At 46.7% G+C, this 16,055-nt stretch carries 9 protein-coding genes and 1 CRISPR repeat array (1 of these 10 only partly in view); all 9 genes read left to right on the forward strand.

Annotated elements, in window-relative coordinates; translation table 11 throughout:
* A CRISPR array of direct repeats spans positions 1–5,715; the repeat unit is 28 nt; unit sequence GTTCACCGCCGCACAGGCGGCTTAGAAA (it extends 15 nt beyond the left edge of the window).
* A gap of 208 nt (positions 5,716–5,923) precedes the next feature.
* The 9 genes from prfC to deoD all read left to right on the forward strand — a co-directional run bounded on the left by prfC (position 5,924) and on the right by deoD (position 15,958).
* Positions 5,924–7,495 (forward strand): peptide chain release factor 3, encoded by a 1,572-nt coding sequence (prfC, locus tag HQQ92_RS04175; RefSeq protein WP_173243370.1) that lies wholly within the window; start codon positions 5,924–5,926, stop codon positions 7,493–7,495.
* A gap of 91 nt (positions 7,496–7,586) precedes the next feature.
* Complete coding sequence (locus tag HQQ92_RS04180; RefSeq protein ID WP_105251705.1) at positions 7,587–7,790, forward strand: hypothetical protein; 204 nt, start codon at positions 7,587–7,589, stop codon at positions 7,788–7,790.
* A gap of 10 nt (positions 7,791–7,800) precedes the next feature.
* The gene (locus HQQ92_RS04185) at positions 7,801–8,565 is read left to right on the forward strand and encodes a TatD family hydrolase (RefSeq protein WP_173243373.1); all 765 of its coding nucleotides are present in this window, start codon (positions 7,801–7,803) and stop codon (positions 8,563–8,565) included.
* Positions 8,566–8,741: 176 nt separating this feature from the next.
* Positions 8,742–10,037, forward strand: coding sequence for a NupC/NupG family nucleoside CNT transporter (locus tag HQQ92_RS04190; protein ID WP_105251707.1), 1,296 nt, complete (start codon positions 8,742–8,744; stop codon positions 10,035–10,037).
* A gap of 347 nt (positions 10,038–10,384) precedes the next feature.
* On the forward strand, positions 10,385–11,224 hold the full coding sequence (locus HQQ92_RS04195; protein ID WP_113939307.1) for an outer membrane protein OmpK: 840 nt from the start codon (positions 10,385–10,387) through the stop codon (positions 11,222–11,224).
* A gap of 421 nt (positions 11,225–11,645) precedes the next feature.
* Positions 11,646–12,416, forward strand: a complete 771-nt coding sequence (gene deoC / locus HQQ92_RS04200; protein ID WP_006086931.1) for a deoxyribose-phosphate aldolase — start codon at positions 11,646–11,648, stop codon at positions 12,414–12,416.
* A gap of 184 nt (positions 12,417–12,600) precedes the next feature.
* Positions 12,601–13,932, forward strand: a complete 1,332-nt coding sequence (gene deoA, locus HQQ92_RS04205; RefSeq protein WP_173243376.1) for a thymidine phosphorylase — start codon at positions 12,601–12,603, stop codon at positions 13,930–13,932.
* Between the two features lie 9 nt (positions 13,933–13,941).
* Positions 13,942–15,156, forward strand: coding sequence for a phosphopentomutase (locus HQQ92_RS04210; RefSeq protein WP_105251710.1), 1,215 nt, complete (start codon positions 13,942–13,944; stop codon positions 15,154–15,156).
* Positions 15,157–15,247: 91 nt separating this feature from the next.
* Positions 15,248–15,958 (forward strand): purine-nucleoside phosphorylase, encoded by a 711-nt coding sequence (gene deoD, locus HQQ92_RS04215; protein ID WP_113939310.1) that lies wholly within the window; start codon positions 15,248–15,250, stop codon positions 15,956–15,958.
* Positions 15,959–16,055: the final 97 nt, after the last annotated feature.

Below are 16,055 nucleotides of genomic sequence, written 5' to 3' on the forward strand. Positions count from 1 at the left end.
GGCGGCTTAGAAATTAGCGGCTGCTAGTGCGGCGGCTTCCTCGGCGTTCACCGCCGCACAGGCGGCTTAGAAATGATGGAGGTATTTATACTGCATACGGTTCGAGTTCACCGCCGCACAGGCGGCTTAGAAAAGTTAAAAGCGCAGGACATGCTGAACCGTATGGTTCACCGCCGCACAGGCGGCTTAGAAATGTATGAAAATCACTGTAAGAAATGTTTATTTGTTCACCGCCGCACAGGCGGCTTAGAAATATCGATTTTACGGATTCGTCGGCGCCGAACGGTTCACCGCCGCACAGGCGGCTTAGAAATGTATGAAAATCACTGTAAGAAATGTTTATTTGTTCACCGCCGCACAGGCGGCTTAGAAATATCGATTTTACGGATTCGTCGGCGCCGAACGGTTCACCGCCGCACAGGCGGCTTAGAAATAAGCCCAGATTGTCAGTCGCCAAGTCGATCAGTTCACCGCCGCACAGGCGGCTTAGAAAGAGCTGGAGTTAAAACAACTTCGTTTACTGTGGTTCACCGCCGCACAGGCGGCTTAGAAAGTTTGCCCCTCGCGATATGTTCCGCTTTGTAGGTTCACCGCCGCACAGGCGGCTTAGAAAGCACCTTGGCATGCACACTCTGTTATGCTCTAGTTCACCGCCGCACAGGCGGCTTAGAAACCGTAAAACTGGATTGTGCGCCCTTCTATAGAGTTCACCGCCGCACAGGCGGCTTAGAAAGTTACCATATCCCTAAACTCGATAGGCGTTAGGTTCACCGCCGCACAGGCGGCTTAGAAAACAAGCATTGCCCGGCAATTCTGATAACGCTGGTTCACCGCCGCACAGGCGGCTTAGAAATGCTCGTCGTGGTAGCTAGTGCCTGTCTTTGGGTTCACCGCCGCACAGGCGGCTTAGAAATACGAGGGCGACATAGGCAACAACACTTATAAGTTCACCGCCGCACAGGCGGCTTAGAAAATGTTCCATCCACACGGCTATAGCCAAGTAACGTTCACCGCCGCACAGGCGGCTTAGAAAGCCTTGAATAAGGTGGTTCATGCAGCCTCCTTGTTCACCGCCGCACAGGCGGCTTAGAAAATGAAAAAGAGGCAAGCTTTACCGCCGGTGATGTTCACCGCCGCACAGGCGGCTTAGAAAGTATAGCGTTGATGCCTTGCCAGCGGCTGGATGTTCACCGCCGCACAGGCGGCTTAGAAATAGTAATACTTTGAGCATTGCAAAGTTGCCGTGTTCACCGCCGCACAGGCGGCTTAGAAATATTATGGCAAACGATGTGGTCAGCCGTGGCCGTTCACCGCCGCACAGGCGGCTTAGAAAATGCGTCAGAGTTAAATAAGGACGTAAAAGGTGTTCACCGCCGCACAGGCGGCTTAGAAAAACACAGTAAACGAAGTTGTTTTAACTCCAGCGTTCACCGCCGCACAGGCGGCTTAGAAATTTATCATTGCAAGATACCAACGTATTCAACGGTTCACCGCCGCACAGGCGGCTTAGAAACCATAGAACTGGATTGTGCGCCCTTCTATAGAGTTCACCGCCGCACAGGCGGCTTAGAAAAAGTGGCGATCCTAAAATCGCTGTTATGGTAAGTTCACCGCCGCACAGGCGGCTTAGAAATATTAAAGATAGTCCATGTAGTAACTTTCTGCGTTCACCGCCGCACAGGCGGCTTAGAAAACGCACAGCGCCTAAGTCACGTATCACTATTAGTTCACCGCCGCACAGGCGGCTTAGAAAAAAAAACTAACAGGAACAAATACAGCATTCGAGTTCACCGCCGCACAGGCGGCTTAGAAACAAATGATATCTTTGGCTTTATACGTCTTAACGTTCACCGCCGCACAGGCGGCTTAGAAATAAGTAGCTATGCGCCATAAGCCTGAGCAGCCGTTCACCGCCGCACAGGCGGCTTAGAAACGACCAGACCGATAGGGAGAAAGCGTCGAATAGTTCACCGCCGCACAGGCGGCTTAGAAATATCGATTTTACCGATTCATCCGCACCTAACGGTTCACCGCCGCACAGGCGGCTTAGAAAAGCTTGACCAGCACCATCGCTTCATCCTGAAAGTTCACCGCCGCACAGGCGGCTTAGAAAAACTAGAAGGAACATCCGGCGGTTGTCCTGCCGTTCACCGCCGCACAGGCGGCTTAGAAAGCTTCGGACGCTGTAACCGTAGCTGTTACAACGTTCACCGCCGCACAGGCGGCTTAGAAAACGCACAGCGCCTAAGTCACGTATCACTATTAGTTCACCGCCGCACAGGCGGCTTAGAAAGAGAAGGACAGCAAGAACAGATAACCGCAATTGTTCACCGCCGCACAGGCGGCTTAGAAAAAAAAATCACAGTCGTTCACGATTCAAAAGTTGTTCACCGCCGCACAGGCGGCTTAGAAATATCTATTCATATTCAAAGTTGAGTTCTCAGAGTTCACCGCCGCACAGGCGGCTTAGAAATATAACCTAACATGGCTAGAAAAGAACATATTGTTCACCGCCGCACAGGCGGCTTAGAAAATAAGTGGCAACTGCTTAAATAACCCTAGCTCGTTCACCGCCGCACAGGCGGCTTAGAAAATCAACAATACGACAATCAGTAATAAAGGCACGTTCACCGCCGCACAGGCGGCTTAGAAATGTTCGTGGCGCTAGTTCTGTAGCGCCTGTTTGTTCACCGCCGCACAGGCGGCTTAGAAAGCAGCAATGATTCAAAAAGTATCGGCAACAACGTTCACCGCCGCACAGGCGGCTTAGAAAATCAGACCTGATATTACCGGCCCACTCTGCCAGTTCACCGCCGCACAGGCGGCTTAGAAATAGAGGCCCTAGGCTTAAAGATGTGTACATTGGTTCACCGCCGCACAGGCGGCTTAGAAAAAGAAGGAAAAAGATGCGCTAAAGGATGAAGTGTTCACCGCCGCACAGGCGGCTTAGAAAAGTCGGGTTAATTTCTGACTGTAGAAGCCTAGGTTCACCGCCGCACAGGCGGCTTAGAAATGATTCAATGTCGCTTTTCACGCATTGACGCCGTTCACCGCCGCACAGGCGGCTTAGAAAGGCACAGGACAGAGCACAGCCACCGGCACAGAGTTCACCGCCGCACAGGCGGCTTAGAAAGTTGTCGTTGTCTGCAAACACCGTGCCGTCATGTTCACCGCCGCACAGGCGGCTTAGAAAAGCAGAACCAAGCATCGTTATCGATGCGGCTAGTTCACCGCCGCACAGGCGGCTTAGAAATTTGAAGTTCAGGGAGATGGAGTTTGTCGAAAGTTCACCGCCGCACAGGCGGCTTAGAAAAAGAGTCAAGCTACAGACGCAATATTTATTGCGTTCACCGCCGCACAGGCGGCTTAGAAAATAGCTGCGACACGGCGTAAAATAACCGAATAGTTCACCGCCGCACAGGCGGCTTAGAAATGCGAGTGAAAACATTAAAGCCGCAATTGCTAGTTCACCGCCGCACAGGCGGCTTAGAAAATTAGTTGGAACGCAAGGAGGTGGTAGCGGTAGTTCACCGCCGCACAGGCGGCTTAGAAATTGGTTCGATAAAAAGATGGCTGCTTACTCATGTTCACCGCCGCACAGGCGGCTTAGAAAGTATGGTGATTTTGCTGTACGGGCAGCTAAAAGTTCACCGCCGCACAGGCGGCTTAGAAAATTAAAAAATATTTTTCAAGGCCATAGCGTTAAGTTCACCGCCGCACAGGCGGCTTAGAAATGATAACTGACAGCAAAGTGCGGGTAAGCGTTGTTCACCGCCGCACAGGCGGCTTAGAAATTTGTTCATACTTGTTACCGCTTTAAGGCTTGGTTCACCGCCGCACAGGCGGCTTAGAAAACGAAATACTGCGCTATTAGCGCAAACGTCTTGTTCACCGCCGCACAGGCGGCTTAGAAATCGTCAGCTACAAATTCAACAGCAATAGTTCTGTTCACCGCCGCACAGGCGGCTTAGAAACCATAGAACTGGATTGTGCGCCCTTCTATAGAGTTCACCGCCGCACAGGCGGCTTAGAAAACAGATAGCCTTGACGATTTAACCAAAAAACTGTTCACCGCCGCACAGGCGGCTTAGAAAAAAAGATAGGTATAAATCTCGCCAGCACGAGCGTTCACCGCCGCACAGGCGGCTTAGAAAACTATGTTCGACGCGATGGCCGATGTTGTGGGGTTCACCGCCGCACAGGCGGCTTAGAAAGTTAGAGATTGCAATTGCGTGTGGTGATGTTGGTTCACCGCCGCACAGGCGGCTTAGAAAACCAAGAGAGGAACACTATGGGCGACACAATTGTTCACCGCCGCACAGGCGGCTTAGAAAATCCGTTAACATCATTAATCAGCGTAGTTACAGTTCACCGCCGCACAGGCGGCTTAGAAAAAAATCACCCAAGGGCATAACGTGTTCGGTTCGTTCACCGCCGCACAGGCGGCTTAGAAAAGAAATAAACCAGCAGTAAACAATCAAGTAAAGTTCACCGCCGCACAGGCGGCTTAGAAAATCGAGAAACTTCGCTAGCGATGTTTTTTCCGGTTCACCGCCGCACAGGCGGCTTAGAAAAGTTAAGCAAGATAAAAAAGAAGAAGAAACCAGTTCACCGCCGCACAGGCGGCTTAGAAAGCCTGATTTACCGCCATCCGCTGTTACTTGGCGTTCACCGCCGCACAGGCGGCTTAGAAATGACCCCTAATAAAGTGATGACGTTTTCGCAAGTTCACCGCCGCACAGGCGGCTTAGAAATAGCAAATATCAGGGTGCGGATTGCTCAATTAGTTCACCGCCGCACAGGCGGCTTAGAAAATCCCGAACAAGTACGTATAGCAATTCATTTGGTTCACCGCCGCACAGGCGGCTTAGAAAGCTGAAAAGTGTTTCTGATACGCTCTTTTATTGTTCACCGCCGCACAGGCGGCTTAGAAAGCGCTGTAATTGTGGTTACCGACCAACAGTTTGTTCACCGCCGCACAGGCGGCTTAGAAATGTCATACTGCACAGCAACAGGGGACGGTCACGTTCACCGCCGCACAGGCGGCTTAGAAAAATATGTAATCAGGTTTTTCAGATGCGCCAAAGTTCACCGCCGCACAGGCGGCTTAGAAAAAGAAACTATTGTTATCAAAGGAAAATCGTCTGTTCACCGCCGCACAGGCGGCTTAGAAAGATTCAGAAAATGCCATGTTTATTGAGTTTATGTTCACCGCCGCACAGGCGGCTTAGAAAAGACAAAGTGCGTCCATTCAGCTTTATTTCATGTTCACCGCCGCACAGGCGGCTTAGAAAATCCAACCAAGGAAGTTAGTTGTGGTATAAACGTTCACCGCCGCACAGGCGGCTTAGAAAGAAAAAAGTCAGGAACCGGCAGCAGGATCGAAGTTCACCGCCGCACAGGCGGCTTAGAAAATGAAAAAGAGGTCAGTTTTACCGCCGGTGATGTTCACCGCCGCACAGGCGGCTTAGAAATGATTTTGTGCAAACGTTATTAACCCAATCTAGTTCACCGCCGCACAGGCGGCTTAGAAATGAGAAGGTATTACCTTTTAAGTTCGTGCCTTGTTCACCGCCGCACAGACGGCTTAGAAAGTCAAAAATTATTTTGTTATATTCTGATAGCGTGTTCACCGCCGAATAGGTGGCTTAGAAATTTCGCCCTACTTCCGTCAATGAAGTGTTACTGTTTACTGCCGCACAGGTAGCCTAGGTATTCTTTATATTTAAGTTTCAAAATATTTGATTGTTCACTGTCGTAAAGGCTGTACATAAAATCTATGACAAGCCGATTTTTGAGCGCGATTTTAATTGAATGATTCTGCTATACTCCGCGCCAAGATATCAAATGACAAATCATTATTTTAGTTTTGTGTACAAACATGTGTACAAACTGACTGAACAACGAGTAAGACCTAATAAATATGTCTATAGAAATCAATAAGCGACGCACTTTTGCTATTATATCGCACCCCGACGCGGGTAAAACAACCATTACCGAAAAAGTGCTGTTATTCGGAAACGCTTTGCAGAAAGCGGGTACGGTTAAAGGCAAAAAATCGGGTCAGCATGCTAAGTCTGACTGGATGGAAATGGAGAAAGACCGTGGTATTTCTATTACTACGTCTGTCATGCAATTCCCCTATGGTGGCGCCCTTGTTAACCTACTCGATACGCCTGGTCACGAAGACTTCTCTGAAGATACTTATCGTACTCTGACGGCCGTTGACTCATGTTTGATGGTGATCGACTCAGCTAAGGGTGTTGAAGACCGTACGATCAAGTTGATGGAAGTGACACGTCTGCGTGATACGCCGATTGTGACCTTTATGAACAAACTCGACCGCGATATCCGTGATCCTATTGATCTGATGGATGAAGTCGAAAGCGTGCTGAATATTGCCTGTGCACCTATTACTTGGCCTATTGGCAGCGGTAAAGAGTTCAAAGGTATTTACCACATACTGCGTGATGAAGTGGTCTTGTATCAAGGCGGTATGGGACACACGATCCAAGAGCGTCGTGTGATTAAAGGCATTAATAATCCTGATCTTGAGAAAGCGATTGGCAGTTATGCCGCTGATTTGCGCAATGAGATGGAATTAGTGCGCGGCGCGTCGCATGAATTTGACCATGCAGCTTTCTTGAAAGGCGAGTTGACGCCAGTGTTCTTCGGTACTGCGCTAGGTAACTTTGGTGTGGACCATATTCTTGACGGCATCGTCGAGTGGGCACCTAAGCCATTACCGCGCGAAAGCGATACACGCGTTATCATGCCTGATGAAGAAAAATTCACCGGTTTCGTGTTCAAGATCCAAGCAAACATGGATCCAAAACACCGTGACCGTGTCGCCTTTATGCGTGTGTGTTCTGGCCGTTACGAGCAAGGCATGAAAATGCACCATGTGCGTATTGGTAAAGATGTTAACGTTAGCGATGCATTGACCTTTATGGCGGGCGATCGTGAGCGTGCTGAAGAAGCTTACCCAGGCGATATCATCGGTTTACATAACCATGGCACTATCCGTATTGGCGATACGTTTACCCAAGGTGAAAAATTCCGTTTCACTGGCGTACCTAACTTCGCCCCTGAAATGTTCCGCCGTATTCGTTTGCGCGATCCGCTTAAACAGAAGCAACTCTTAAAAGGCTTAGTACAGTTATCTGAAGAAGGTGCTGTACAAGTATTCCGCCCAATTGATACTAATGATTTGATTGTTGGCGCTGTGGGTGTACTGCAGTTTGAAGTGGTTGTTGGTCGTCTGAAGAGTGAATATAACGTCGAAGCTATTTACGAAGGTATTAGCGTGTCGACAGCTCGCTGGGTTTATTGTAAGGATGAGCGTAAGCTTGAAGAGTTCCGTCGCAAGTGTAGCCAAAACTTGGCACTCGATGGTGGCGATAACTTAACCTATATAGCACCAACTATGGTTAACCTTAATCTTTCGATGGAAAGATATCCTGATATTGAGTTTGCGAAAACCCGCGAACACTAATAGGGTTCGGTTTAGAATAGTGGTTGAAATGGCGGTGAATTCACCGCCATTTTTGTATCTAATGAAAACTAAAAATCGGTTCTGGATGTGAATGATGGCGAATTGGATCACAAAAACATGGCAGGCTTATATTCATTGGTGCGACCGAATGGGGCTGACACCTGAAAATCGTCGCTGTTGCATGCCGCGCCTTGAAGATCCTCCATTAGCGGTAAAATGCGCCAAAGCTTTGGTGGTTGACGAAACGGTATCACCACCTGAACCTCATTCAATTGGTAAATCGACCGCAGAGTGAGGCATTTACTGTGATTGATACCCACGCACATTTGGATTTTGCCGAGTTTGATGTTGACCGCGACGATGTGGTGTTACTAATGCACAGTGTTGGCGTAGATAATCTGATTATTCCCGGTGTGTCGCCGCAGCACTGGCACAAACAGCTCGCCGTTGCCGAACAATACCAAACTTATTTTGCCCTTGGTATTCATCCTTGGTTTTGTCCAGAGGATGTTGATGCTGGGATCTTAGCATTAACATCTCAAGTTTCGGCGTTACTAGAATGTCCTCGCTTTGTTGCTATTGGTGAATGTGGCTTAGATAAGCTCTATTCCTCAACGTGGTCTCAGCAGCTCGCATTTTTTGAGGCACAATTAGCTTTAGCTAAGTCCGTTAATCTGCCAGTTATTATTCATAGCGTAAAAGCACATTCAGAGGTTTTAGGGTGTTTGAAAAAGCATCAATTGCCTAGAGGCGGTGTGATACATGCTTTTTCTGGCAGTACTGAAATTGCACTGGAATATATCAAATTAGGTTTTAAGCTGGGAATTGGTGGTTTGATTATGAACCCTAATGCCAAAAAATTGCTCAAAACTGTCAGCGAATTACCACTTCAGCACTTCATACTTGAGACTGACTCTCCTGCAATGACGCCGATAAATGTTACTGAAAAACGTAACCAGCCCGCTAACCTTGTTCTTTTTATAGACAAAATTGCCAATTTGCAAAAAAAATCAAGTGTTCTAATATCAGAACACTTGGTGTTGAATGCAATGCAACTGTTTGACCTTTAGCTGTTTTTAAATAAACAGGTGTAGGTCGCACTAGCATTCTGCACTAAGCGATTGAAATTAAACTCCAAAAATATGATCAAAACGACGATTTTCGACTTTGCCTCGGGTATAATCTGACTCGGAAATAGGTTGATTAACAACATAATTAAAAAGTGTTAACAATAGGGTGATGGTTAATGGATATATTAATGAGTTTAGTAGGGGTGGTCACCCTACTTGCGATAGGTTTCCTCCTATCGAATAACAAAAAAGCAATTAATTTACGTACAGTGGGCGGCGCGTTAGCTATCCAAGCTGCCTTCGGTGGTTTTGTACTGTATATTCCTGTTGGTAAAGACATTCTGAAAGGAATGTCTGATGCGGTTTCTAGCGTTATTGGTTACGCACAAAACGGTATCGGTTTCCTGTTTGGTGATTTAGCTAACTTCAAACTTGGCTTTATCTTCGCAGTTAACGTGTTACCCGTTATTGTGTTCTTCTCTTCTCTGATTGCGGTTCTATATTACTTAGGCGTTATGCAGTGGATCATCCGTATCATCGGTGGTGGTTTACAAAAAGCATTGGGCACAAGCCGTACTGAATCTATGTCAGCAACTGCTAACATCTTCGTTGGTCAGACTGAAGCCCCATTAGTGGTTCGCCCATTCATTCCAACTATGACGCAGTCTGAACTGTTTGCGATCATGGTGGGTGGTTTGGCATCAATCGCGGGTTCAGTATTGGCTGGTTACGCGCAGATGGGTGTACCTATCGAATACTTAGTTGCCGCTTCATTCATGGCAGCACCAGGTGGTCTATTAATGGCTAAACTGATGCACCCTGAAACTGAAGCTGCTAAAAATGACATGAGCGATTTACCAGAAGATCCTGACAAACCAGCTAACGTATTAGACGCCGCTGCTGCAGGTGCTTCATCAGGTATGCATTTAGCCTTAAACGTAGGCGCTATGTTGTTAGCCTTCGTTGGTTTGATCGCTATGGTCAACGGCATTATTGGTGGTGTGGGTGGTTGGTTTGGCGTTGAAGGTTTAACACTTGAACTGATCCTTGGCTATGTGTTCATGCCATTAGCATTCCTTATCGGTGTGCCTTGGAATGAAGCATTAGTAGCAGGTTCTTTCATCGGTCAAAAGATCATTGTTAACGAATTCGTTGCTTACTTAAACTTTGCTCCATATATCTCTGATGCTGCCACGGCTTGTACAGCAGTAGCTGCTGAAGTTGTTAAAGGTCTGCCGTTATGTGTTGCTGAGACACAAGCTGTGATGACTCATAGAACACAAGCGATTATTTCGTTTGCTCTGTGTGGTTTCGCTAACTTGTCTTCAATCGCGATTCTGCTTGGTGGTTTAGGTGCTATGGCTCCTAACCGTCGTCATGATTTAGCTACAATGGGTATTCGTGCGGTTATCGCCGGCTCTTTAGCTAACTTAATGAGCGCAACACTTGCTGGTTTGTTCTTAGCTATCTAAGTAGCAACAGTAGGGGGAAACCCCACTAACTGGGTCCTGACCATGCAGGGCAGGGCCTAAGTTAATTCAACCATTTTCCAGTAGTGATTCCTGTAGTGAATAGTTTCTCCAATTGAAAGACACAGAATGCAACTGAAGTGTAGCTGTCATTCTGTCTTAAATGTCGTGAGTCTACGGTTACGTTAATTAATCGTAATGCAGAAGTCGCGACTTTGTTCACAATTAAGAATTTTGTGTTTGTGATTTTACGCTAGATTATTGAGATTTTTTTTAATCTAGGTAGAATGCGAACGCCACAAAAAGAACGCTACCCTCGATGGTAGCAAACAAGATAAATGGGGTTGATGATGAAAAACGTTAAAACTTTAGCTTTAGCCGCTACTGCAGTAGCAGCAATCTCTGGTAACGCATTTGCTGCTGATCGTACTGATCTTCACGGTACTGATTATAAGTGGATGCAGTTCAACGCTATGTACTCTATTGGTGAAAAGCCAGATAACCCAGCAACAGGCGATCAACACAACTATTTAGAAATGGAATTCGGCGGTCGTTCTGGCGTATTCGATCTATACGGTTATGTTGACGTATTCAACTTAGCAAACCAATCAAGCAGCAACGGTGACAAGAACCCAGGTTCTGGCACAAGCAAAATTTTCATGAAGTTTGCTCCACGTGTGTCTATCGATGCTTTGACTGGTAAAGACTTATCTTTTGGCCCAGTTCAAGAAGTTTACTTCTCTACTCTGTTCAACTGGGACGGTCTGAATGGTGAAGGCGTTAACTCTTCATTCTGGGGTGTTGGTGCTGATGTAAACGTGCCTTGGTTAGGCAAAACAGGTATGAACCTATATGGTTTCTACGACCTGAATGCTAAAGAGTGGAACGGATATCAGTTCTCTGCTAACTGGTTCAAACCTTTCTACTTCTTTGATAACAAGAGCTTCCTGTCATTCCAAGGTTACATCGATTATCAATTCGGTGCAGATGAAGACCAAGCTGCTTTCGTACCAAAAACGTCAAACGGTGGTAACATCTTCTTCGGCCTATACTGGCATTCAGATCGTTATGCTCTGGGCTATGGCTTGAAAGGCTTCAAAGACGTTTATCTGTTAGAAGATGGTGCTGGTGCTCTAGCTCTAGAATCAACAGGTTGGTCACACTACCTGTCAGCAACTTACAAGTTCTAATCTCTTGTAATTATTGCTTGTTGGAGCCGCATTATGCGGCTCCATCTTTAGTTTTACCATGAGTCTTTATCTAAGCCTATTAGGCTAACAAGTGGGTTTATATAAAGGTTTGTGTTTTTCTCGCGCTAAAATGGATTTTTCGCGGAAAAGTAGGAGCAAGATTTTATTCGTATCCTCTCTTCCGGTCTTCAAGGATTCAAGTCGTGGTCACTTATAAGTTATTTTAAGTGTCAGGATGCCTATTGCTCTTTATGACTTAGGCAAGATTGAATACCTACAACAAGGTAGTTTGTACAAGCAAATTACTCGGCACCGCCTGAAGGCCCGGCCATATAAAAATAATCAAAATAATGCCACCTCTCAAGCGTTGCTTTTATGCGACTGATTTCTATTCATTTAATTTTTATTTTGGAGAGCTATTATGACTGATTTAAAAAAAGCCGCACAACGCGCCATTGAGTTGATGGACTTAACGACTTTGAATGATGACGACACAGATCAAAAAGTGATCGACCTGTGCCACAAAGCGAAAACGGCTGCGGGCAATACTGCCGCTATCTGCATTTACCCACGTTTCATCCCGATTGCACGCAAGACGTTAGATGAAATCGGTGCTGAAGATATCCAAATCGCCACTGTGACTAACTTCCCCCATGGCAATGATGACATTGCCATTGCTGTGCTAGAAACTCGCGCAGCTGTTGCCTATGGTGCCGACGAAGTTGACGTGGTATTCCCATACCGCGCACTGATGGAAGGCAATGAAACAATTGGTTTTGAATTAGTTAAAGCCTGTAAAGAAGCCTGTGGTGAAGTCTTGTTAAAAGTCATCATCGAATCTGGCGTGTTAGCTGATCCTGCACTTATCCGTCGTGCATCTGAGCTTTCAATCGATGCAGGTGCTGATTTTATTAAAACCTCTACTGGTAAAGTGCCTGTAAACGCCACACTTGAAGCAGCTGAAATCATGTTAACTGTGATCAGCGAGAAGAATACCCAAGTAGGCTTCAAGCCTGCCGGTGGTGTGCGTGATGCTGCACAAGCGGCTGAGTTTCTCGGTGTTGCTGAGCGTATTTTAGGTGCTGACTGGGTTTCACCACGTACCTTTAGATTTGGTGCTTCAAGTTTACTAAACAGCTTGTTACACACACTAGAATTAGCTGATGCGCCTAAGCCGACTCAAGGCTATTAATTGCAAACTATCGCTGATTAATACTATCAGCGTATAGCGAGCCTAATTAAGTGTGACCTAAATCTATTTGGCAAACTCAAAACTTCGATAGTATGAACTTGTAATATTGCTACAGTTTTGATGTTTCATTGCAAAGATAAGCACTAGCGACAGGGTTGTTAGTGCCTATCTTGGAGGCAGTATCATGTTTCTAGCTCAAGAGATTATTCGTAAAAAACGTAATGGTTTAGCGCTAAGTTCCGCAGAAATACAGTTTTTTGTTCAAGGTATCACTACTAACGCAGTGTCCGAAGGTCAGATTGCCGCATTAGGCATGGCTGTGTACTTTAATGACATGAATATGGATGAAAGAATCGCTTTAACGACAGCGATGCGTGATTCTGGCACTGTACTTAATTGGCAATCATTGGGACTCAATGGCCCTGTTATCGACAAACACAGCACTGGCGGTGTGGGCGATGTGATTAGCCTTATGCTTGGCCCTATGGCTGCGGCTTGTGGTGGTTATGTGCCTATGATTTCTGGGCGTGGCCTAGGTCATACGGGCGGCACGCTCGATAAGTTTGATGCCATTCCGGGTTATCAAACTGAGCCATCAAGTGAATTGTTCCGTAAAGTGGTTAAAGAAGTCGGTGTGGCGATTATTGGCCAAACAGGCGATCTCGTTCCTGCCGACAAACGTTTCTATTCTATCCGCGATAATACCGCCACCGTTGAATCCATTTCCCTCATCACAGCGTCGATTCTGTCTAAGAAATTAGCCTGTAATTTAGATGCACTAGCGATGGATGTGAAAGTCGGTAGTGGTGCTTTCATGCCAACCTATGAAGCATCGGAAGAATTAGCTCGCAGTATTGCCGCTGTTGCTAATGGTGCGGGCACTAAAACGACAGCTTTGCTTACTGATATGAATCAAGTGCTTGCATCTTGCGCTGGTAACGCGGTTGAAGTGAAAGAAGCCATCGACTTTTTAACGGGGGCTTACCGTAATCCGCGTTTATATGAAGTCACTATGGGTCTTTGCGCTGAGATGTTGCTTCTGGGCGGTCTTGCAAGCAATGAAGCCGACGCTCGCGCTAAACTGAATCGTGTGCTCGATAATGGTCGCGCTGCAGAACTTTTTGGCAAGATGGTGTCGGGTCTTGGTGGTCCAGTCGATTTTGTTGAAAACTACAGTAAATACCTACCGCAATCACAAATTATTCGTCCAGTTTTTGCCGATATGCAAGGTTATGCCTATAGCATGGATACCCGTGAATTAGGTTTAGCGGTTGTGACCTTAGGTGGCGGCCGCCGTAAGCCCGGTGATGCACTAGACTATAGTGTTGGCTTAACTCAAGTGTGTGCTTTAGGCGATAAAGTAGATTCATCGACTCCGATTGCCGTTATCCATGCACAGTCTGAAGCCGCCTTCGCGGAAGCTGAACTTGCGGTGAAAAAAGCGATTCACATTGGTGAAACCGCTCCAGAAAAAACACCTGAGATCTATGCCTATATTCGTGCATCGGATCTTTAAGGAAGAATTATGAAACGTACCATTATTATGATGTTGGACTCCTTTGGAGTCGGTGCTTCTGCTGATGCAGCAAGCTTTGGTGATGTCGGTTCCGATACCTTTGGCCATATTGCTAAAGCATGCGCCGAAGGCAAAGCCGATATTGGCCGTGAAGGCCCGCTGAAATTACCTAACTTAGCGCGCTTAGGTTTAGGCCATGCGGCGATGGAAAGTACTGGCGCCTTTGCACCCGGTTTTGGCGATAATGTTGAGCTGATTGGTGCTTATGGTCATGCACAAGAGTTAAGTTCGGGTAAGGATACGCCGAGCGGTCACTGGGAGATGGCGGGCGTGCCCGTACTATTCGAGTGGGGTTATTTCAGCGAGCATCAAAATTCTTTCCCTAAAGAACTGACGGATAAGATCTTAGCCCGTGCAGGTCTGGATGGATTCTTAGGTAATTGCCATGCCTCAGGTACAACCATTTTAGAAGAGTTAGGCGAAGAGCACATGCGCTCTGGCAAGCCTATTTTCTACACCTCTGCTGATTCAGTATTCCAAATCGCTTGTCATGAAGAAACCTTCGGTTTAGACAATCTCTATCGTCTTTGCGAAATAACCCGTGAAGAGTTAGAGCCTTACAACATAGGTCGCGTCATTGCCCGTCCATTTGATGGTACTGGTCCAAGTGATTTTGCCCGTACCGGCAATCGTAAGGATTATTCGCTCGCGCCACCTGCAAAAACTGTACTCGATAAGCTGAAAGAGGCTGGCGGTGAAGTGGTGAGTGTAGGCAAGATTGCCGACATTTATGCTTACTGTGGTATCACTAAAAAAGTGAAGGCGAACGGCTTAGAAGCACTTTTCGATGCGACCTTAGCTGAAGTGAAATCTGCGGGTGATAACACTATAGTGTTTACTAACTTCGTTGATTTCGACTCTCACTACGGTCATCGCCGTGATGTTGCTGGCTATGCCAAAGGGCTGGAATATTTCGATGCCCGTTTGCCTGAAATGCTCGCATTATTAGGTGAAGACGATCTGCTGATTTTAACGGCGGATCACGGTTGCGATCCAACATGGCAAGGCACGGATCATACCCGTGAATATGTGCCAGTATTAGCCTTTGGCGCTGGATTGAAAGCGGGATCGCTGGGTCGTCGTAACAGCTTTGCCGATATCGGCCAATCTATTGCGAGCCACTTTAAGCTTGAACCTATGGCCTATGGCGAATCGTTCCTTTAGGCAAATTAGCATTTATTTCGATTTGGCGGCTGACATTTGCCGCCAGTAAACAAAGACTTAAGTCTTAATAAAATAAACAGGGGTTATTTCGATGGCAACACCACACATTAATGCTGTAGAGGGCGCATTCGCTGAGACAATGCTGTTTCCAGGCGATCCATTACGTGCAAAATATATTGCTGAAACATTCTTAGAAAATGTTGAGCAAGTGACTGATGTTCGAAACATGCTAGGTTTTACTGGTACTTACAAAGGTAAGCGTATTTCAGTAATGGGTTCTGGCATGGGTATTCCTTCATGCTCTATCTATGCAACTGAATTAATTCGTGATTACGGCGTTAAGAACCTGATCCGTGTGGGTACTTGTGGTGCGATCAGCACTGACGTTAAAGTACGTGACGTGATAATCGGTATGGGTGCATGTACTGACTCAGCGGTTAACCGTTTACGTTTTAAAGGCCAAGATTTTGCCGCTATCGCTAACTATGAGCTGATGAATGCGGTTATCGAATCTGCGAAAGCTCGTGGCACTAAAGTTCGCGTAGGTAACATTTTCTCTGCGGACCTGTTCTACACTCCTGATCCACAAATGTTTGACGTGATGGAGAAGATGGGCGTATTAGGCGTTGAAATGGAAGCGGCTGGTTTGTACGGCGTTGCCCATGAGTTTGGCGCACGTGCCCTGTGCGTTGTGACTGTATCTGATCATATCCGCACCGGTGAAAAGACTTCTGCAGAAGAACGTCAAACCACATTCAATGACATGATCATCATGACATTAGAAGCGGCGATTACACTGTAACTGTTACGCTGTAAGAGTGTGCTACTGAAAAGGGTTCGCAATGCGAACCCTTTTTTATGCCAATTTTTAGCGGCTGTTCTATTCGACTTTGTTATTA

Origin of the sequence: Shewanella sp. DC2-4, from assembly GCF_013248875.1 — a bacterium.
GTDB lineage: Bacteria > Pseudomonadota > Gammaproteobacteria > Enterobacterales > Shewanellaceae > Shewanella > Shewanella oncorhynchi.

Excerpts from the sequence above, each read along its gene's own strand:
- HQQ92_RS04195 (WP_113939307.1), top strand. The coding sequence starts at position 10,385 with ATGAAAAACGTTAAAACTTTAGCTTTAGCCGCTACTGCAGTAGCAGCA.
- HQQ92_RS04180 (WP_105251705.1), top strand. The coding sequence starts at position 7,587 with ATGATGGCGAATTGGATCACAAAAACATGGCAGGCTTATATTCATTGG.
- deoC (WP_006086931.1), top strand. The coding sequence starts at position 11,646 with ATGACTGATTTAAAAAAAGCCGCACAACGCGCCATTGAGTTGATGGAC.
- HQQ92_RS04190 (WP_105251707.1), top strand. The coding sequence starts at position 8,742 with ATGGATATATTAATGAGTTTAGTAGGGGTGGTCACCCTACTTGCGATA.
- deoD (WP_113939310.1), top strand. The coding sequence starts at position 15,248 with ATGGCAACACCACACATTAATGCTGTAGAGGGCGCATTCGCTGAGACA.
- prfC (WP_173243370.1), top strand. The coding sequence starts at position 5,924 with ATGTCTATAGAAATCAATAAGCGACGCACTTTTGCTATTATATCGCAC.
- deoA (WP_173243376.1), top strand. The coding sequence starts at position 12,601 with ATGTTTCTAGCTCAAGAGATTATTCGTAAAAAACGTAATGGTTTAGCG.
- HQQ92_RS04210 (WP_105251710.1), top strand. The coding sequence starts at position 13,942 with ATGAAACGTACCATTATTATGATGTTGGACTCCTTTGGAGTCGGTGCT.